The 18,560-nt window shown below is 66.7% G+C and carries 16 protein-coding genes; 9 read left to right on the top strand and 7 right to left on the bottom strand.

Going from position 1 to position 18,560, the window contains the following annotated elements:
* Window positions 1-8 precede the first annotated feature (8 nt).
* The 4 genes from K225_RS0104735 to K225_RS0104720 form a co-directional block, all read right to left on the bottom strand.
* Complete coding sequence (locus tag K225_RS0104735; RefSeq protein WP_155885224.1) at window positions 9-1,028, bottom strand: LPS O-antigen chain length determinant protein WzzB; 1,020 nt, start codon at window positions 1,026-1,028, stop codon at window positions 9-11.
* Window positions 1,029-2,063: 1,035 nt separating this feature from the next.
* Window positions 2,064-3,221: a tRNA preQ1(34) S-adenosylmethionine ribosyltransferase-isomerase QueA gene (queA, locus tag K225_RS0104730; protein WP_026435344.1), complete on the bottom strand. Its 1,158-nt coding sequence runs from the start codon at window positions 3,219-3,221 to the stop codon at window positions 2,064-2,066.
* Between the two features lie 89 nt (window positions 3,222-3,310).
* Entirely contained in the window at window positions 3,311-4,267 is a 957-nt protein-coding gene (locus K225_RS0104725) for a 1-phosphofructokinase family hexose kinase (protein ID WP_026435343.1), read from the bottom strand.
* Window positions 4,268-4,340: 73 nt separating this feature from the next.
* Window positions 4,341-4,526: a hypothetical protein gene (locus tag K225_RS0104720; RefSeq protein ID WP_026435342.1), complete on the bottom strand. Its 186-nt coding sequence runs from the start codon at window positions 4,524-4,526 to the stop codon at window positions 4,341-4,343.
* Window positions 4,527-4,695: 169 nt separating this feature from the next.
* Here K225_RS0104720 and recG point away from each other — a divergent pair, with 169 nt between their 5' ends.
* From recG to ubiA, 5 genes are all read left to right on the top strand, one after another.
* Window positions 4,696-6,936: an ATP-dependent DNA helicase RecG gene (recG, locus tag K225_RS0104715; protein ID WP_051248677.1), complete on the top strand. Its 2,241-nt coding sequence runs from the start codon at window positions 4,696-4,698 to the stop codon at window positions 6,934-6,936.
* Window positions 6,937-6,977: 41 nt separating this feature from the next.
* Entirely contained in the window at window positions 6,978-7,943 is a 966-nt protein-coding gene (locus K225_RS0104710; protein WP_026435340.1) for a LysR substrate-binding domain-containing protein, read from the top strand.
* 135 nt (window positions 7,944-8,078) lie between these two features.
* A complete protein-coding gene (locus K225_RS0104705; RefSeq protein WP_026435339.1) occupies window positions 8,079-8,582 on the top strand; it encodes a Dps family protein in 504 nt (167 codons plus the stop codon).
* A 96-nt stretch (window positions 8,583-8,678) separates the two neighbouring features.
* Window positions 8,679-10,208: a CYTH and CHAD domain-containing protein gene (locus K225_RS0104700; protein WP_026435338.1), complete on the top strand. Its 1,530-nt coding sequence runs from the start codon at window positions 8,679-8,681 to the stop codon at window positions 10,206-10,208.
* A gap of 95 nt (window positions 10,209-10,303) precedes the next feature.
* Window positions 10,304-11,173 carry a 4-hydroxybenzoate octaprenyltransferase gene (gene ubiA / locus K225_RS0104695; protein ID WP_026435337.1) on the top strand — a complete coding sequence of 290 codons (870 nt, stop codon included), beginning with the start codon at window positions 10,304-10,306 and terminating at the stop codon, window positions 11,171-11,173.
* Window positions 11,174-11,233: 60 nt separating this feature from the next.
* Here the strand turns inward: ubiA and proC are convergent, their stop codons facing one another.
* The 3 genes from proC to K225_RS0104680 all read right to left on the bottom strand — a co-directional run bounded on the left by proC (window position 11,234) and on the right by K225_RS0104680 (window position 14,437).
* On the bottom strand, window positions 11,234-12,088 hold the full coding sequence (gene proC / locus K225_RS0104690) for a pyrroline-5-carboxylate reductase (RefSeq protein ID WP_026435336.1): 855 nt from the start codon (window positions 12,086-12,088) through the stop codon (window positions 11,234-11,236).
* Between the two features lie 69 nt (window positions 12,089-12,157).
* Window positions 12,158-13,651: a glycerol kinase GlpK gene (glpK, locus tag K225_RS0104685; RefSeq protein ID WP_026435335.1), complete on the bottom strand. Its 1,494-nt coding sequence runs from the start codon at window positions 13,649-13,651 to the stop codon at window positions 12,158-12,160.
* Between the two features lie 21 nt (window positions 13,652-13,672).
* Window positions 13,673-14,437, bottom strand: a complete 765-nt coding sequence (locus tag K225_RS0104680) for a DeoR/GlpR family DNA-binding transcription regulator (protein ID WP_026435334.1) — start codon at window positions 14,435-14,437, stop codon at window positions 13,673-13,675.
* Between the two features lie 192 nt (window positions 14,438-14,629).
* Here K225_RS0104680 and K225_RS0104675 point away from each other — a divergent pair, with 192 nt between their 5' ends.
* The 4 genes from K225_RS0104675 to K225_RS0104660 are packed head-to-tail and all read left to right on the top strand — an operon-like array spanning window position 14,630 to window position 18,559.
* Complete coding sequence (locus K225_RS0104675) at window positions 14,630-15,721, top strand: ABC transporter ATP-binding protein (protein WP_026435333.1); 1,092 nt, start codon at window positions 14,630-14,632, stop codon at window positions 15,719-15,721.
* A 1-nt stretch (window position 15,722) separates the two neighbouring features.
* A complete protein-coding gene (locus K225_RS0104670; RefSeq protein WP_026435332.1) occupies window positions 15,723-16,799 on the top strand; it encodes an ABC transporter ATP-binding protein in 1,077 nt (358 codons plus the stop codon).
* Window positions 16,800-16,857: 58 nt separating this feature from the next.
* A complete protein-coding gene (locus K225_RS0104665) occupies window positions 16,858-17,754 on the top strand; it encodes a carbohydrate ABC transporter permease (protein ID WP_026435331.1) in 897 nt (298 codons plus the stop codon).
* On the top strand, window positions 17,747-18,559 hold the full coding sequence (locus K225_RS0104660; RefSeq protein WP_026435330.1) for a carbohydrate ABC transporter permease: 813 nt from the start codon (window positions 17,747-17,749) through the stop codon (window positions 18,557-18,559). The genes K225_RS0104665 and K225_RS0104660 overlap by 8 nt, the downstream gene beginning before the upstream one ends.
* The last annotated feature ends 1 nt before the right edge of the window (window position 18,560 follow it).

The following is an 18,560-nucleotide window of genomic DNA, read 5'->3' as shown; positions in this document are numbered from 1 at the left end:
AACCCTGGTTACATATTTCTGGTGGCATAGACAGTCGTGGTCGGTGTTTCCTCAGCAGCCATCAACTGCTTGAGCACGCCAGTGCGCACCAATGCCGTGAAAGCGCCCACGCACAACCCCATGAACAGCCCCAGGGCCAGGATTATTGATTTCTTGGGAGAAAAAGGCTTTTCGGGCGCAATAACTTGGCCGTCTATGTGAAAAATTTTGAATTTCTTTTCTGCGGTCTTCAGTTCTGACAACAGGCGCAACTGGGACTGGGCTGCTCGCAAGCCGTCCACAAAGGGGGCGTCGTCTTTGCGATTTTTGAGCACAGAAAGTTCGGCTTGCAACGACTTGCTGCCACGGGCGTACAGGCGCGAACCATCTATGACCGAGGCCACGCCGTCTTGACGGGGCGGTTGGGCACTGGTCATCTGGGGATCCCTGATACCCACGGCCAGGGCAACCTGCAAGGCTTCGGTCAGCTGGGCTTGCCGATCATTACGGGTTTGCTCTGTGATTCGAAGCTTTTCTTCCAGGTCGCGTTCTGTGTTCTGCAGTTGCAATGCAATGGCTTTTTCTGCATCGCTGAACAAGGAGCGGGTAGCGTCTTCGGCGACCTGGTTCAGAAAGTTGTTGGTCCAAGCCGCGGCTTTTTCACCCGAAGGGGCTTCTATGCGCACGCTGTAGAGGTCGCGGCCTTTCTTGGGAGGCGGAGGGGTGACCGTCAGAACTTTCTGGCTCATGTGCTGATAAAGCGCTTGCCGGGCAGCCGCGCTGTCAGGCGCACTGTCCTGAGCTGGCAAATAGATTTCCTGGAAAAAACGCTGTTTGGCTTCGTCCGTGAGCAACCGGCGCACGAAATACGCAAATACCTGATCTGGTGTGTACTGCTCTAGGCCGGAGGCACTGGTCCTGCCGCTATTGAGTTCGGCGATCTCGCTGCTGTATGGCTTGTCCAGATACGCCTTGATCTCAAAGCGGGAAGGCATCAGGATCAAGGCGAATGTGGCCAGAAGTAAACCCGCACCCGTCAAAGCGCTCACGATGCGCCACTGGCTCTTGAGGTTGAACCATACGTTGTGAACTGTGAGTTCGGTATCAGTGTGCGACGGGGTGGAGCGCGCGGGGGGGGGGGGAGGAAGGGCATAAGCACTAATTACTATCTGTAACGATACATTGTCGCATCAAACAATTTTTTCCTTGCATTTTCCAGTGTTTGCGCTAATAGACATTCTGGAGTCACGGAAGTGTTCTGGGCGCCAGCATCCCGTATCTGCCTGCCGGTTGATGGCATTCCGCAATTGATGTTCGATGTAATCGGTGTGGTGTGTGCAGTCGCGATGCCTTTTTTGTGCAGTTTCTTAGTCTGGAGACCGAGTCTCGGTCCGGCGGTTGACTCACTTTTCTTTGCTTCTACACCCTTCGAAAGAAAGTAAGCAAAGAAAAGGCGACCCTGCTGTCTGCGACCCCTTTGCGTTGCTACGGGGCGATCTGGGGTGCTCGGGTGCGGGGTGCGCCGTGGAACTCACTGCGCGCCTGCGGCGCTACATTCCAACAACCACGGCGAGTTAGTTAACGAAGCGGGTATGTCCTGCGGCACACCCACCACCCCGGGCCCTGCGCCCCCCAGGCGCATCCAGAAGGGGGGAACCACCAAATAGCCAACAGCCACACGGGCCATTGCTGCGCTCGGCCCTATCTCGCGGGCGCAAACGCCTCGCGCTGCGCAGCCAGGGCCGAGCGCAGCAATGGCCCGAAGGGATGTCCGCTCGGGTTCCCTTCAGGCTGTGCCGAGGAGCGCAGCGGCCAGCGGATCAGGGCTCGCGATTGTTTGAGCGCCGCAGGCGCGAGTTCGAGCGAGACCCCGCTGGACGCGAGCACCGCAGGTTGCCCGTAGCGCAGCGCAGGGACGCAGCCTGCAGGGTCGCCTTTTCTTTGGTGACTTTCTTTTGGCGAAGCAAAAGAAAGTCACTGCGCCGCCGGGCGCATACCCCGGCTCCCGCCGTTTGTATAGGCATGTCAAATGCTATTAAAAACATAGCTATTGGGGTAATATAAACAAGCGCCAGAGCCATAATTCACACCGAAACTCGCTCCAGCAGCATCGCGTCGCCGTAGCTGAAGAAACGGTACTGCTGCGCAATCGCGTGCCGGTACAGGCCCATGATGTGGGCATAGCCCGCAAACGCGCTCACCAGCATCATCAGCGTGCTCTTGGGCAGGTGAAAGTTGGTCAGCAGCAGGTCCACCACCTGGAAGCGAAAGCCCGGCGTGATGAAGATGGTGGTGTCGCCGCTGGCCTGGCCCGAGCGGGCCCAGGATTCGAGCGTGCGCACCGTCGTCGTGCCCACCGCCACCACGCGGCCGCCGCGCTGGCGGCAGCGCTCCAGCGCGGCCAGCGTGGCCAGGGGCACCTCGTACCACTCGCTGTGCATCTGGTGCTCGGCCAGGTTCTCGGTCTTGACCGGCTGGAAGGTGCCGGCGCCCACATGCAGCGTGACGCTCGCGCGCTCGATGCCGCGCGCGGCCAGGTCGGCCAGCACGGCTTCGTCAAAGTGCAGCGCGGCCGTGGGCGCGGCCACGGCGCCGGGGTGGCGGGCAAACACGGTCTGGTAACGCTGGCTGTCCTCGGCCTCGTCGGGGTCGTGGCTGGTGTTCTGCTGGCGCTCGATGTAGGGCGGCAGCGGCAGGTGGCCGTGGCGCTCCATCAGCTCCCAGGGCGACTCGCCCGCAGGGCCGTGCAGTGCAAAGCGGAACAGCGGGCCGTCCTCGGTGGGCCAGCGGCCCAGCAGCTGGGCGTCAAAGCCGCCCGCCTGGCGGCCACCGGCCATGTGCACCACGCTGCCGGGCAGGGGCTTCTTGCTGACCTTCATGTGGGCCACGACTTCGTTGCCCGGGTTGCCAACCTCTGCGGGCAGCACGCGCTCGATCAGCAGCTCCAGCTTGCCGCCGCTGGCCTTCTCGCCAAAGATGCGCGCCTTGACCACGCGCGTGTCGTTGAACACCAGCAGGTCGCCCGCGCGCAGCAGGCCGGGCAGCTCGCGGAAGATGCGGTCCACCGGCTGCATGGCGCGGCCATCGAGCAGGCGCGATGCGCTGCGCTCGGGCGCTGGGTGCTGGGCGATCAGTTCGGGGGGCAGCGAGAAGTCGAAGTCGCTGAGGGTGAAGGCGCGCGGGGCGTGGAACGTGGTGGAGGCCGCGCAGGCGCTGGCTGTGCCGGGGGAGAATTCAGTCATCGTGCTTGAGGGCCGAACGGGCCCGTGCCAAGGAAAAAATGCGGAGGCTTGGATTGTCCCATGGGCCTGCGCTGCCCGCCTGCCCAGGGTTATGACGGCGCGGTGAAAGCCACCGGCGCAGGCACGCTGTGCACCAGCCGCTGCATATCGGCGGCCTGGGCCAGGGCAGTGCCGGGGGCCAGCAGGGCGGCAGCGCCCGCGGCCACGCCCCAGCGCAGGGCTTCGGCGGGCGCATCGCCCCGGTCCAGCGCCCAGACCAGGGCGGCCAGGAAGCAGTCGCCTGCGCCGGTGGTTCCGGTGGCTGCGGGCACGTGCAGGGCAGGGGCCTGCCAGACACCTTCACGCGTGGCCAGCACGGCGCCTTGGTCGCCCACGGACAGCGCCACGATCTTTGCCTGGCCTGCGTGTACCAGCGCCTGCGCGGCCGCGCACCAGTCGGTGGCGCTGGCCAGGGGCTGCTGCAGCACCTCGCGCAGTTCGCGCAGGCTGGGCTTGACCAGCGCCACGCCGGCTTGCAGCGCCGCTGCCAGCGGCAGGCCGGAACTGTCCACCACCAGGCGCGTGCCGCGTGCACGGGCAAGGGGTGCGAGCCGGGCGTAAAAATCAGGTGGCACGCCGGGTGGCAGGCTGCCGCTGGCAATCAGCCAGCGCGGCGCATGGGGGAGGGCTGCCAGGGCCTCCAGGCAGGCCTGCCATTCGGCGGCTTGCAGGGTGGGGCCGGGCAGCACGAAGCGAAATTCCTGGCCGGTGCTGCTCTCTACCACCGAGAAATTCTCGCGCGTGTCGCCGGCAATCGGCTGGATGGTGGTGGCAACGCCTTCTTCGGCCAGCAACTGGCGCACCTGCGTGCCGGCTGCGCCGCCTGCCAGTGCCCAGGCCTGCACGTCGGCCTTCAGCCGGTGCAGCACCCGCGCCACGTTGATGCCGCCGCCGCCTGCAAAGCGTTGCGCCGGACTGCAGCGCAGCTTGTGCGTGGGGGCCACGCGGTCGGTGCTGGTGGCCAGGTCGAGGGCGGGGTTGAGGGTGAGGGTGATGAGGGCAGGCACGGGCAGAGGGGATTGGCAATGGTGGTGGGGCGAAATTACCAGACCTGTCCGGTCAATCCCGACCACAGGTCCATCATGCTGATGGCGTCACCCGCAGGTGGCTGAAGTCGGTCTCGATCCGTGCGCCAGCTCCCTCGCGCGCTACCGGGGTGGTGCCCGGTGCCACGTCCACCCGCTTGTCGGTGTCGAACCCGCACTCGTGGAGGGCGGTGGCCTGGATGCCGGCCAGAAGGGCTGCTCCATCCACGCGCCACAGCATTTGCCCAGGTACATGCCCAGGGTGAGATGTCGGATGTGAATGCGCTTGCACCGCTTGCACATGGCGGAAACGCCGGGCTCGACAGTTCGCTATAACCATCAATTAAAAGCAGTCATGGTAGCCTTTTTGGTCTGTCTTTTGCCTGTGCGCTCCCTCCCATTGTTCCCCTATGCCCACCGCTTCCAAAGTTGTTCCCCCAGCCACCGCACGGGCTGCCGCTCCGGTGGCCGCCAAGGCCGGAGTGTCGGTGGCGCAAAAGGCCCTGCAAAAGCTGGGGTTGCGCCGCGACATCGACCTGGCGCTGCACCTGCCGCTGCGCTACGAGGACGAAACCCGCATCACCCCGCTGGCCAATGCACGCGACGGGCAGATGGTGCAGATCGAGGCCACGGTCACGTCCAGCGAGGTGCAGCTGCGCCCGCGCCGCATGCTCAAGGTGCAGGTGGAGGATGGCACGGGCACCTGCGATCTGACGTTCTTCAGCTTCTACCCCTCGCACCAGAAGACCCTGGCCGTGGGTGCGCGGCTGCGCATCCGGGGCGAGGTCAAGGGCGGTTTCTGGGGCCGGCAGATGCTGCACCCGGCGTTCCGCGCGGCGGGGGGCGAGTTGCCTGCTGCGCTCACGCCCGTCTATCCCACCACGGCAGGGCTGCCCCAGCCCTACCTGCGCCGCGCTGTGGTCAGTGCATTGACCCGGGTGGATTTGTCGGACACCCTGCCACCCGGCGCGGAGCCGCCGATGGCCCGGATTCATGGCCCCAATGGCCTGCAGCGCAGGTTCAGCCTGCGCGAGGCGCTCACTTTTTTGCACCACCCCACGCCCGATGTGGCGCTGTCCACGCTGGAAGACCACAGCCACCCCGCCTGGCAGCGCCTGAAGGCCGAGGAGCTGCTGGCCCAGCAGCTGTCGCAGCAGCAGTCGCGGCGCGAACGCGACATGCTGCGCGCCCCGGTGCTGCGGCCCCGGCCCCGCGCTGAGGGCGACTTGCCTTTGCATGAACAGCTGATGGCCGTGCTGCCGTTCGACCTGACGGCCGCCCAGCGCCGCGTGGGCGAAGAAATCGCGGCCGACCTGGCCCGCCAGGTGCCCATGCACCGCCTGCTGCAGGGCGATGTGGGCTCGGGCAAGACCGTGGTCTCGGCCCTGGCCGCCTGCCTGGCCATGGACGCGGGCTGGCAGTGCGCGCTGATGGCGCCCACCGAAATCCTGGCCGAGCAGCATTTCACCAAGATGATCGGCTGGCTGGAACCGTTGCTGGCCGCGCGCGGCCGCAAGGTGGCCTGGCTGGTGGGCGGGCAAAAGAAAAAGGACCGCAGCGCCATGCTGGAGATGGTGGCCAGCGGCGAGGCTGCACTGGTCGTGGGCACCCACGCCGTCATCCAGGAGCAGGTGCAGTTCAAGAACCTGGCGCTGGCCATCATCGACGAGCAGCACCGCTTTGGCGTGGCGCAGCGGCTGGCGCTGCGGCAAAAGCTGGCGGCAGGCGTCGCCGCCGGGCCGCCCCAAGGCGACGCGGCCCCCTCGGGGGGCAGCGACCCGCGCAGCGGCGGAGCGTGGGGGCCTGTGGCCTGCATGGAACCCCATATGTTGATGATGAGCGCCACGCCCATCCCGCGCACGCTCGCGATGAGCTATTACGCCGACCTGGATGTGTCTGTCATCGACGAGCTGCCCCCGGGCCGCACGCCCATCGTCACCAAGCTGATTGCCGACAGCCGCAAGGACGAGGTCATCGAACGCATTGGCGCGCAAGTGGAGGCCGGGCGGCAGGTGTACTGGGTGTGCCCGCTGATCGAAGAGAGCGAGGCGCTGGACCTGAGCAATGCCACGGCCACGCACGCCGACCTGAGCGAGGCCCTGCCCGGCGTGATGGTCGGCCTGCTGCATTCGCGCATGCCAACGGCCGAGAAGAAGGCCGTGATGGCGCTCTTCACCAGCGGCCAGATGGGCGTGCTGGTCTCCACCACCGTGATCGAGGTGGGTGTGGACGTGCCCAATGCCTCGCTGATGGTCATCGAGCATGCCGAGCGCTTTGGCCTGTCGCAGCTGCACCAGTTGCGCGGCCGCGTGGGGCGGGGCGCGGCGGCGTCGGCCTGCGTGCTGCTGTATGCCACCAACGACAGCGGCCGCGTGGGTGAAACCGCCAAGGAGCGCCTCAAAGCCATGGCCGAGACCAATGACGGCTTCGAGATCGCCCGGCGCGACCTGGAGATCCGCGGCCCCGGCGAGTTCCTGGGCGCGCGCCAGTCGGGCGACGCGCTGCTGCGTTTTGCCGACCTGGCGACCGACACGCACCTGCTCGAATGGGCGCGTGAGCAGGCGCCGCAGATGCTGGACCGGTATCCCGGACTGGCCGCCAAACACGTGGCGCGCTGGTTGGGTGGAAAATCCGATTACCTCAAAGCATGAGACGCTGCGATCAACACTGACGTGGCTCGCAGGAACACACCATGACCCTCACCGAACTCAAGTACATCGTCGCCGTGGCGCGCGAGAAGCACTTCGGCCATGCCGCCGATGCCTGCTATGTCTCGCAGCCCACGCTGTCGGTGGCCATCAAGAAGCTCGAGGAAGAGCTGGACGTGAAGCTCTTCGAGCGCAGCGCCGGCGAGGTGACGGTGACGCCGCTGGGCGAGGACATCGTGCGCCAGGCGCAGAGCGTGCTGGAGCAGGCGGCGGCCATCAAGGAGATCGCCAAGCGCGGCAAGGACCCGCTGTCGGGGCCGCTCACGCTGGGAGTGATCTACACCATTGGCCCCTACCTGCTGCCCGATCTGGTGCGCCAATCGATCCAGCGCACCCCGCAGATGCCGCTGATGCTGCAGGAGAATTTCACGGTCAAGCTGCTGGAGATGCTGCGCACCGGCGAGATCGACTGCGCCATCCTGGCCGAACCGTTTCCGGACACCGGCCTGGCCATGGCGCCGCTGTATGACGAGCCCTTCATGGCGGCCGTGCCCAGCACGCACCCGCTGGCAGTGCAAAAATCCGTCTCTGCCGCTGAGCTCAAGAGCGAGACCATGCTGCTGCTGGGCGCGGGCCACTGCTTTCGCGACCATGTGCTGGAGGTCTGCCCCGAGTTCGCACGCTTTTCCAGCAATGCCGAGGGCATCCGCAAGTCGTTCGAGGGCTCGTCGCTGGAGACCATCAAGCACATGGTGGCTGCCGGCATGGGCGTGACCCTGGTGCCCCGCCTGTCGGTGCCGCGCGATGCGCTGCTGACCGTTTCGCGCCGCCGCAAGAGCGACGAGAGCTACATCCGCTACCTGCCCATCCGCGAGGAAGACGGCGGCCCGCCGCCCATGCGCCGCGTGGTGCTGGCCTGGCGCCGCAGCTTCACGCGCTACGAAGCCATCGCCGCGCTGCGCAACGCCATCTATGCCTGCGAACTGCCGGGTGTCACGCGGCTGTCATGACCGGATGCCACCGTGCCGGTGGGGGTGAATGGAAGTGGCGCCGCAGTGTCCTGCGCTACAGTGAATGACAGCGCTGCACGCGCCTTTCTGGCGCCCGCAGCCGTTGTTCCACCCTCACATCCCCGGAGAAATGACATGGCCAAGGCTTCCAGCAAAACCGCCGCACCCCGCATCAACATCGGCATCAGCGAGAAAGACCGCGCCGCCATGGCCCAGGGCCTGTCGCGCCTGCTGGCCGATACCTACACGCTGTACCTCACCACCCACAACTTCCACTGGAACGTGACCGGCCCCATGTTCAATACGCTGCACACCATGTTCATGGCGCAGTACACCGAACTGTGGAATGCCGTGGACCCCGTGGCCGAGCGCATCCGCTCGCTGGGCCACTTCGCGCCGGGCTCCTATGCCCAGTTCGGCCAGCTCGCCAGCCTGCCGGACGCACCGTCCGAGCCCCCCAAGGCCGCCGAGATGATCCGCATCCTGGTCGAAGGCCACGAAGCCGTGGCCCGCACCGCCCGCAGCCTGTTTCCCCTGGCCGACAAGGCCAGCGACGAGCCCACGGCCGATCTGCTGACCCAGCGCCTGACCATCCACGAGCAGACGGCCTGGATGCTGCGCTCCTTGCTGGAAGACTGAAACCCCCTTGCTCCATCACGGGGCGGGTCTGCTGCCGGGGCCGGTTTTCGGCAGCGGGCTCTCGCCGTGGCGCCCTGACCTGGAGAGACAAACACCATGCCATCTACCAGCTACCCCGGCCCGGGTGCCGAACTGGAAATCAAGCTGGCCTTGCCCGCCGCCAACCCCGCAGGCCTGGCCCGGCAGCTGGCGCGCCTGCCGGCCCTGGCGCGGTGCAAGCCCGTGCACCAGCGGGTGGACAACATCTACTACGACACCCCCGGGCAGGAACTGCGCGCCCAGCGCATGGCCTTGCGCCTGCGGCGTGTGGGCGAGGGCGGTGCGCTGCAATGGCTGCAGACCTTCAAGACCAGCGACGGTGGCGATCTGGCACTGAGCCTGCGTGGCGAGTGGGAGGTGCCCGTGCCCGGGCCCGCGCTGGTGCAGACCGCCTTGCAGGCCGCGCCGCCCTGGCAGAAGTTGGACCCCAATGGCGCCATGTTCGCCGCACTGCAGCCTTGCTTTGGCACGGCCTTCGAGCGCACCGCCTGGACGGTGCGCCGGCGCGACGGCACGGCCATCGAGGTGGCGCTGGACATCGGGCAGATCACCAGCGGACAGCGCAGCGCGCCGATCTGTGAGCTGGAGCTGGAACTGCTGGCCGGTGCACCCGCCGCTCTGTGCGATCTGGCGCGGCAGATCGCGCAGCACATCGCCGTGCTGCCGCTGGCCGCCAGCAAGGCGCAGCGCGGCCATGCGCTGCGCGAGGGCACGCTGTACACCCCGCGGAGTGCCCGCCCGCTGCTGCTGGGCCGAGAGGTCTCGCTGCGCGGCATGGTGCAGCCGGTGCTGGGCGAGATGTTTGCCCAGTTCACCGCCAACTTGCACGCCCTGGGCCAGTGCGACGATCCGGAGCTGGCGCACCAGGCGCGGGTGGGCTGGCGGCGCTTTCGCAGTGCCTTGCGCCTGTTCCGGGCTGTCTTGCCGGTGCAGGCGCAGCCCTCGCGGCAAGGGCTGCAGCCCCTGCTGTCATTGCTGGGCGGGTTGCGCGACCTTGATGTGGCCTGCACGCAGACCCTGCCTGCGCTGCAAGGCGCCTTTGTGGCCGGTGCCGCAGCGCGGGCCCCGCGCTGGCAGGCGATGGAGCAGGCGTTTGCACAGGCCGCGCTGCTGCAGCGCGAGACGGTGCGCCGGGCCCTGCGGGAGCCTACGGTGGGTGCGGCCTTGCTGGCCATCACCCTGTGGCTCGACGAGCTTGCGCGGCCCGAGGCCTGGGGGGCGCAGGACATCTCGGGCAAGGCTGTGCGCCATTGGGTGCGCCAGCGCATGGTGCGGCTGCATGCGCAATGGAAGAAGGCGCTGCGCGACAGCACCCACGCCGAAAGCCAGCACCGCGCGCGCATTCTGGCCAAGCGCCTGCGCTACAACATCGACGCCTTGCGCCCGCTCCTGCCGGCCCGCGCCCAGCGCTGGCTGCAGCAGGCCCGCCAGGTGCAGGCAGACATCGGCGCATCGCGCGATGTGCTGCAGGCTGGGTTGCTGGCCCAGCGACTGGCGGTGGACGGGGGCATCGTGGAGTTTCTGCGCGGCTATGCGGCCGGCCAGGCGGGCGCGCCATTGGCACCACCGGTGCAGGGTGGCGTATAAAGCGCGTTTTCCCCGGTAGCCTGCCTTCGTGCACGGGCGGCACTTCTCGCCGCTTTCCTGCTGCCACCTTCCCTCGTCCGTTTTTGTTTTTTCGCATGTCCCCTTCACCGCGCAGCCGTTTTTCCCTGTACCTTGACCTGATCCGCTGGGACCGGCCTGCTGGCTGGCTGGTGCTGGTGTGGCCCACGCTCAGCGCCCTGTGGGTGGCGGCGGGTGGTTTTCCGGGTTGGCACCTGCTGGCGGTGTTCGTGCTGGGCACCGTGCTCATGCGCAGCGCCGGCTGCTGCATCAACGACGTGGCCGACCGCGACTTTGACCGCCACGTCAAGCGCACGGCGCTGCGGCCCATCACCTCGGGGCAGGTGTCGGTCAGGGAGGCCCTGGCCGTGGGTGCGGTGCTGTCGCTCGTGTCGCTGGCACTGGTGCTGACGACGAATGGGGTGGCGGTGGCCTGGTCGGTGCCGGCGCTGCTGGTGACCATTCTTTACCCGTTCACCAAGCGCTTTTTCGCCATGCCGCAGGCGGTGCTGGGCATTGCCTTCAACTTCGGCATCGTGATCGCATTCGCCGCCGTGCAGGGCTCTGTGCCGGCCATGGCGTGGCTGCTGTGGCTGGGCAACCTGTTCTGGGTGCTGGCCTACGACACCGAATACGCCATGGTGGACCGCGACGACGACCTGAAGATCGGCATGAAAACCTCGGCTATCACGCTGGGACGCTTCGACGTGGCCGCCATTGTGCTGTTCTACCTGTTGTTCCTGGGTTTTTGGCTGGTAGCGCTCGCACCGCTTGCGCTAGGTGCTATTTATTACGTAGCAATTGCAGCGGCACTGGCCCAGGTGGCATGGCACTGGTGGCTGATCCGCACGCGCACGCGCGAGGGCTGCTTTCGGGCGTTTCGCATGAACCATTGGGTGGGGTTCACGCTGTTTGCCGGGATTGCGGGCAGCTACCTGCTGCGTTGAGTTGCTGTGGCATGGGTAGCTTGTGGCGCTTGTTGACCAAACGCCACAGGCTGTTCGGCATTATTTGCCGAACTCGTCGCCCAGCTCGTGCGCGCGCTGACGGGCGGCCTGCATGGCCTGCACAAACTTCTCGGCCACCGCGTCGTGCTCCATCGACTGCAGGGCCGCATAGGTGGTGCCGCCCTTGGAGGTGACGCGCTGGCGCAGCACGGCCGGCGTTTCATCGGAACGGCGGGCCAGCTCCGAGGCGCCCACAAACGTGCCCACCGCCAGCTGGTGGGCCTGGGCCGCAGACAGGCCCATGTCGGTGCCGGCGCGGGCCATGGCTTCCAGGAAATAGAAAACATAGGCCGGGCCCGAGCCGGACAGCGCCGTCACGGTGTCCAGTTGCTGTTCTTCCTCCACCCACAAAAAATCGCCCGTCGTGGCCATGATGGCCTCGATGCTCTGGCGCTCTTGCGCGCTCACGGCGGGGCGGGCAAACAGCGCGCTCATGCCCTTGCCGACCAGGGCCGGCGTGTTGGGCATGGTGCGCACGATGCGCTCGCTGCCCAGCCACTGGGCAATGCTGTCCGAACGGATGCCGGCGGCCACGCTCAGGTGCAGGGCTTCCTGCGTGTGGACTTTGGCCTGCGCTGCCGCGTCCTTGAAGGTCTGGGGCTTGACGGCCCAGACCACGATGCGGGCGCGCTGCAGGGCGGGGCCTGCTTCGGCCTGGGCTTCCATCCCGTAGTTTTTGCGCAAAGCCTCGCGGGCCTCGGCCCAGGGCTCGACCACCTCGATCTGGCTGGCCGGATGGCCCTGGTGGATCAGCCCGCCAATGATGGCGCTGGCCATGTTGCCGCCGCCGATGAAGGCGATCACGGGAAGGGTGGCGGGGGCATTCCGGGGGGCGGTGGGGGCAGTCTGGCTCATGGTGTGGTGCGGTTCAGCGGTCGGGGTTGCGATGGTAGCGCGCTGTGGCCCGTGCCCGGGCCAGTGCCGTCAGTCCAGCGTGGTCTGGCGCACCGCGTGTTCCCAGCGTGCCATCAGCTCCTGGGCGCGGCCGGGGGGCAGTGTGGGCACAAAGCGGCGTTCTGCACGCCACAGCTGCGAGAGTTCATCGGTGCTGCCATACACGCCGCTCGACAGCCCCGCCAGGTAGGCCGCGCCCAGGGCCGTGGTCTCGATGACGGCCGGGCGCACCACCGGTATGCCCAGCAGGTCGGCCTGGAACTGCATCAGCAGGTCGTTGATGCAGGCACCGCCGTCCACGCGCAACTCGCTCACCGGGGCGCCGCCGGCGGCCACGGCGTCGCGGCCCATGGCCAGCAGCAGGGCGGCGCTCTGGTAGGCAATGCTCTCCAGGGCCGCGCGCGCGATGTGGCCCAGTGTGCTGCCGCGCGTGAGGCCCGTGATGGTGCCGCGGGCATCGGGCTTCCAGTAGGGGGCGCCCAGGCCGGTGAAGGCCGGCACCATCATCACGCCGCCCGAGTCGGGCACGCTGTGCGCCAGCGACTCGACCTCGCTGCTGGTGGAGATGGCGCGCAGGCCGTCGCGCAGCCACTGCACCACGGCGCCGCCGACGAACACGCTGCCTTCCATGGCGAACTCCGGCAGTGCCGTGGCCTGCGCCGCGCTGGTGGTGAGCAGGCCGTTCTGCGAGGTCTGGAACTTTTCGCCGGTGTGCATCAGCATGAAGCAGCCCGTGCCATAGGTGTTCTTGGCCATGCCTGCCGTAAAGCAGGCCTGGCCGAACAGCGCGCTCTGCTGGTCGCCCGCCACGCCGCCGATGCGCAGGCTGTGGCCCAGCAGGTCGGCCGCCGTGTCACCAAAGTGGGCGCTCGATGGCAGTACCTCGGGCATCAGCGCCTTGGGAATGCGCAGCAGCGCCAGCAGCTCGTCGTCCCACTGGTTGGTGTGCACATTGAACAGCATGGTGCGCGCGGCGTTGCTGACGTCCGTCACATGCACCTGGCCGTGGGTCAGCTGCCACATCAGCCAGCTGTCCACCGTGCCAAAGGCCAGCTCGCCGCGCTCGGCCGCTTCACGTGCGCCGGGCACGTGGTCCAGCATCCATTGCAGCTTGGTGCCGGAGAAGTAGGCGTCCACCAGCAGGCCTGTCTTGGCATGGATGGTGGCCGCGTGGCCGCGCTCGCGCAGCTGGGCGCAGGCGGGCTCGGCGCGCCGGTCCTGCCAGACGATGGCGTGGTGCACGGGCTGGCCGGTTTTCCTGTTCCACAGCACGGAGGTCTCGCGCTGGTTGGTGATGCCCACGGCACGCACGGCGCTCGCCGCAATGCCGGCCCTGGCCAGCGCCTCGCGGGCCGTGGCCAGCTGGGTGCGCCAGATCTCCAGCGGGTCATGCTCCACCCAGCCGGGCTGGGGGTAGATTTGCGGCAGCTCCTGCTGGGCCTGCGCCACGATGTGACCGCCTTCGTCAAAAACGATGCTGCGGGAGCTGGAGGTGCCTTGGTCGAGGGCGAGCAGGTAGGTCATGGCAGGGAAGGTATCAGGAGTTCACTCGGCCACGGTGCAGATCACCTCAGCGTCCGCGAGCAGGGCAGGAAACGGCTCGGGCGGCGGCGCGTCGGTGAACAGGCGGTCGATCTGCGCCAGCGTGGCCAGTTGCACCATGGCCGGGCGGTTGAACTTGCTGTGGTCGGCCGCCAGCCAGACCTCGCGCGCGTGCTCGATGATGGTCTGTGCCACCTTCACCTCGCGGTAGTCGAAGTCGCGCAGCGAGCCATCGGGCTCGATGCCCGAGATGCCGATGAGCGCGATGTCCACCTTGAACTGGCGGATGAAGTCCACCGCGGCTTCGCCCACGATGCCGCGGTCGCGGGCGCGCACCACGCCACCCGCCACGATCACCTCGCACTCGGGGTTGCCGCTCAGGATGGCGGCCACATTGAGGTTGTTGGTGATCACGCGCAGGCCCCGGTGGTGCAGCAGCGCCTTGGCGATGGCCTCGGTGGTGGTGCCGATGTTCAGGATCAGCGAGCAGTCGTTGGGCACCTGGCTGGCCACGGCGCGCGCAATGCGCGCCTTGCCTTCGGCGTGCAATGTCTCACGCTGGGTGTGCGCCAGGTTCTCCACCGTGGAGCTGGGCACGCGCACGCCGCCATGAAAGCGCGTGAGCAGGCCGGACTCTGCGAGGCGCTGCACGTCACGGCGCACGGTCTGCAGCGTCACGCCCAGGGTGTCGGCCAGTTGTTCCACCGTGGCGGACTTGCGCGCGCGGACTTCTTCGAGAAGCAGCAGTTGTCGGGGGTTCGTATTCACGCGTATCAATCGGCAGGAAGAGGCAAATACTTTAATTCGAACAAAAAGGAACCGATTAAGGGTAAACGTTGATTCAATACGATCGCAAAAGAACAAAAATGAACCAAATCGAAAACGAAAGGGTCGGCTGTGTCCGGGATGGCAGCAGCGCCCCATTCACCAGGCCCTCGGGCGACTAAGAAAGGTTGCGTGATGCAGCTGGCATTGGACAGCATCAGCAAGAAGGTGGGGGCGCAGACCTGGCTGCATGAGATGAGCCTGGCGCTCCAGGGCGGCGCCGTCACAGTGCTGCTGGGTGCCACGCAGGCGGGCAAGACCAGCCTGATGCGCATCATGGCCGGGCTGGACACGCCCACCTCGGGAACGGTCCACGTGGATGGCGTGAACGTGACCGGCATGCCCGTGCGCGAGCGCAACGTGGCCATGGTGTACCAGCAGTTCATCAACTACCCCTCGATGAAGGTGGCGGCCAATATTGCGTCGCCCCTGAAGCTGCGCGGCGAAAAGCACATCGACGCCCGGGTGCGCGAGATCGCCAGCCGCCTGCACATCGACATGTTCCTGGACCGTTACCCGGCCGAGCTGTCGGGCGGGCAGCAGCAGCGCGTGGCGCTGGCCCGCGCCCTGGCCAAGGGCGCGCCGCTGATGCTGCTGGACGAACCCCTGGTGAACCTGGACTACAAGTTGCGAGAAGAGCTGCGGGAGGAATTGACCGAGCTGTTTTCGGCAGGCCAGTCCACCGTGGTGTATGCGACCACCGAGCCCGGCGAGGCGCTGCTGCTGGGCGGTTACACGGCCGTGCTCGATGAAGGACGGCTGCTGCAGTACGGCCCTACGGCCGAGGTGTTCCATGCACCCAACTCGCTGCGTGTGGCGCGTGCATTCAGCGACCCGCCCATGAACCTCATCGCCGCATCGGCGGCCCCGCGCGGAGTGCGCCTGGAGGGCGGCGTGGAGCTGGCCGTGCATTTGCCGCAAGGTGTGGCCACGGCGGCCGGTCTCACGGTGGGCGTGCGCGCCAGTGCGCTGCGCGTGCAGGCGCGCCCGGATGACATCAGCGTGGGCGGCGTGGTGGAGCTGGCCGAGATTTCGGGCTCCGACACCTTTGTGCACGCGGCCACGCCCTGGGGTGACCTGGTCGCGCAACTCACCGGCGTGCATTACTTTGAACTGGGCGCGCCGATCACGCTGCACCTGGACCCGGCCCAGGCCTATGTGTTTGGCGCCGATGGCCGGCTGGCCTGGGCGCCCGTGCGGCCCGTGACCGCACAAGGAGGGCGCTGAGATGGCATGCATCAGCCTGGACCTGGCGCATTCGTACAAGCCCCACCCGCAGCAGGACAGCGACTACGCGCTGCTGCCGCTCAAGATGGAGTTCGAGGATGGCGGGGCCTATGCGCTGCTCGGTCCCTCGGGTTGTGGCAAGACCACCATGCTCAACATCATGTCGGGCCTTTTGGTGCCGTCGCACGGCAAGGTGCTTTTCGACGGCCGCGACGTGACGCGCGCCAGCCCGCAGGAGCGCAACATTGCGCAGGTGTTCCAGTTCCCGGTGATCTACGACACCATGACGGTGGCCGAGAACCTGGCCTTCCCGTTGCGCAACCGCAAGGTGCCCGAGGCGCAGATCCAGCAGCGGGTGGGCGTGATCGCCGAGATGCTGGAGATGAGCGGCCAGCTCAGCCAGCGCGCGGCGGGCCTGGCGGCCGATGCCAAGCAGAAGATCTCGCTGGGCCGGGGCCTGGTGCGCTCGGACGTGGCGGCCGTGCTGTTCGACGAGCCGCTCACGGTGATCGACCCGCACCTCAAGTGGCAGCTGCGGCGCAAGCTCAAGCAGATCCACCAGGAACTCAAGCTCACGCTGATCTATGTGACCCACGACCAGGTGGAGGCGCTGACCTTTGCCGACCAGGTGGTGGTGATGACACGGGGCCGTGCGGTGCAGGTGGGTTCGGCCGATGCGCTGTTCGAGCGGCCGGCGCACATGTTCGTGGGGCATTTCATCGGTTCTCCGGGCATGAACTTCCTGCCTGCACAAAGCGACGGCACGAATCTCTCGGTGGCCGGACACCACCTGGCGAACCCCGTGGGCCGCACGTTGCCCGACGGCACCTTGCAGGTGGGCATCCGGCCGGAGTACCTGGCCCTTGCGCAGCCGGGGCACCCCGGTGCGCTGCCTTGCACGGTGGTGCAGGTGCAGGACATCGGCACCTACCTGATGCTCACCGCCAAGGTGGGCGAGCACACGCTCAAGGCGCGCTTCAGTCCCGACACGCGCTTGCCTTCCGCTGGCGATGCCGTCTGGCTGCAGGTGCTGGGCGAGCACACCTGCTTCTACCAGAACGAGGAGTTGCTGGCATGAGCGCCGCACGGTCGCCCGAAGGCGCTCGGCGCCGCAGTGCGAAGCACGGAGGTTTCCAATGAGTACGACCACCAAGCCCGTGAACCAGAAGGCCTGGTTCCTGATCCTGCCGGTCATCCTGTGCGTGGCCTTCTCGGCCATCCTGCCGCTGATGACGGTGGTGAACTACTCGGTGCAGGACATCATCTCGCCCGAGCGGCGCGTGTTCGTCGGCACCGAATGGTTTGCCGCCGTGATGCGCGACGAGGAGTTGCACGCCGCGCTGTGGCGGCAAATCAGCTTCTCGCTGGCGGTGCTGGCGGTGGAGATTCCGCTGGGCATCCTGCTGGCGCTGTCCATGCCCGCGCAGGGCTGGAAGTCGTCCGCCGTGCTGGTGGTGGTGGCGCTGTCGCTGCTGATTCCGTGGAACGTGGTGGGCACCATCTGGCAGATCTATGGCCGTGCCGACATCGGCCTCATGGGCCGGCTGCTGCAGGAGATGGGCATCGAATACAGCTACACCGGCAACGCCACGCAGGCCTGGCTCACGGTGCTGCTGATGGATGTGTGGCACTGGACACCGCTGGTGGCGCTGCTGGCTTTTGCCGGCCTGCGCTCCATCCCCGACGCCTACTACCAGGCGGCACGCATCGATGGCGCCAGCAAGTTCGCGGTGTTCCGCTACATCCAGCTGCCCAAGATGCGCGGCGTGCTCATGATCGCGGTGCTGCTGCGTTTCATGGACAGCTTCATGATCTACACCGAGCCGTTTGTGCTGACGGGCGGCGGGCCGGGCAATGCCACCACCTTCCTCAGCCAGTACCTCACCACCAAGGCGGTAGGCCAGTTCGACCTGGGGCCGGCGGCGGCGTTCTCGCTGATCTATTTCTTCATCATCCTGCTGCTGTGCTTCATCCTTTACAACTGGATGCAGCGCGTGGGCACCGCCAGCAACGAAGGGGCCGGCCATGAATGAAAAACGCTTCCAGAAGCGGTCGGTCTTCCTTGTTGCCTACCTGCTGTTCGCCCTGTTGCCCATCTACTGGATGGTGAACATGAGCTTCAAGACGAACGAGGAGATCCTCTCCACGTTCTCGTTCTTTCCCCAGCATTTCACCTGGGCCAACTACAAGACCATCTTCACGGACGAGAGCTGGTACTCGGGCTACATCAACAGCCTGATCTACGTGGGTATCAACACGGTGATCTCGCTCACCGTGGCGCTGCCAGCCGCGTATGCGTTCAGCCGCTACCAGTTCCTGGGCGACAAGCATGTTTTCTTCTGGCTGCTGACCAACCGCATGACGCCGCCAGCCGTGTTCCTGCTGCCGTTCTTCCAGCTCTACACCACCGTGGGGCTGATGGACACGCACATCGCGGTGGCGCTGGCGCACCTGCTCTTCAACGTGCCGCTGGCGGTGTGGATCCTGGAAGGCTTCATGAGCGGCATCCCGCGCGAGATCGACGAGACGGCCTACATCGACGGCTACAGCTTTCCGCGCTTTTTCGTGACCATCTTCCTGCCGCTGATCAAGGCCGGCGTGGGCGTGGCGGCGTTCTTCTGCTTCATGTTCAGCTGGGTGGAGCTGCTGCTGGCGCGCACGCTGACCAGCGTGAACGCCAAGCCCATCGTGGCGACGATGACGCGCACCGTGAGCGCCTCGGGCATGGACTGGGCCACGCTCGCCGCCGCCGGGGTGCTGACCATCGTGCCCGGCGCCATCGTGATCTGGTTTGTGCGGCACTACATCGCAAAAGGCTTTGCGATGGGCCGGGTTTAAG

It is taken from the genome of Acidovorax sp. JHL-9, assembly GCF_000426205.1.
GTDB lineage: Bacteria > Pseudomonadota > Gammaproteobacteria > Burkholderiales > Burkholderiaceae_C > Acidovorax > Acidovorax soli.
This window is presented reverse-complemented; position numbering and strand designations above follow the sequence as displayed.

Bases quoted from the DNA above. Each gene is read 5' to 3' on its own strand.
- queA (WP_026435344.1), bottom strand. From the start codon at position 3,221: ATGACTGAATTCTCCCCCGGCACAGCCAGCGCCTGCGCGGCCTCCACC.
- K225_RS0104720 (WP_026435342.1), bottom strand. From the start codon at position 4,526: ATGCTGTGGCGCGTGGATGGAGCAGCCCTTCTGGCCGGCATCCAGGCC.
- recG (WP_051248677.1), top strand. From the start codon at position 4,696: ATGCCCACCGCTTCCAAAGTTGTTCCCCCAGCCACCGCACGGGCTGCC.
- K225_RS0104710 (WP_026435340.1), top strand. From the start codon at position 6,978: ATGACCCTCACCGAACTCAAGTACATCGTCGCCGTGGCGCGCGAGAAG.
- K225_RS0104705 (WP_026435339.1), top strand. From the start codon at position 8,079: ATGGCCAAGGCTTCCAGCAAAACCGCCGCACCCCGCATCAACATCGGC.
- K225_RS0104700 (WP_026435338.1), top strand. From the start codon at position 8,679: ATGCCATCTACCAGCTACCCCGGCCCGGGTGCCGAACTGGAAATCAAG.
- ubiA (WP_026435337.1), top strand. From the start codon at position 10,304: ATGTCCCCTTCACCGCGCAGCCGTTTTTCCCTGTACCTTGACCTGATC.
- proC (WP_026435336.1), bottom strand. From the start codon at position 12,088: ATGAGCCAGACTGCCCCCACCGCCCCCCGGAATGCCCCCGCCACCCTT.
- glpK (WP_026435335.1), bottom strand. From the start codon at position 13,651: ATGACCTACCTGCTCGCCCTCGACCAAGGCACCTCCAGCTCCCGCAGC.
- K225_RS0104675 (WP_026435333.1), top strand. From the start codon at position 14,630: ATGCAGCTGGCATTGGACAGCATCAGCAAGAAGGTGGGGGCGCAGACC.
- K225_RS0104670 (WP_026435332.1), top strand. From the start codon at position 15,723: ATGGCATGCATCAGCCTGGACCTGGCGCATTCGTACAAGCCCCACCCG.
- K225_RS0104665 (WP_026435331.1), top strand. From the start codon at position 16,858: ATGAGTACGACCACCAAGCCCGTGAACCAGAAGGCCTGGTTCCTGATC.
- K225_RS0104660 (WP_026435330.1), top strand. From the start codon at position 17,747: ATGAATGAAAAACGCTTCCAGAAGCGGTCGGTCTTCCTTGTTGCCTAC.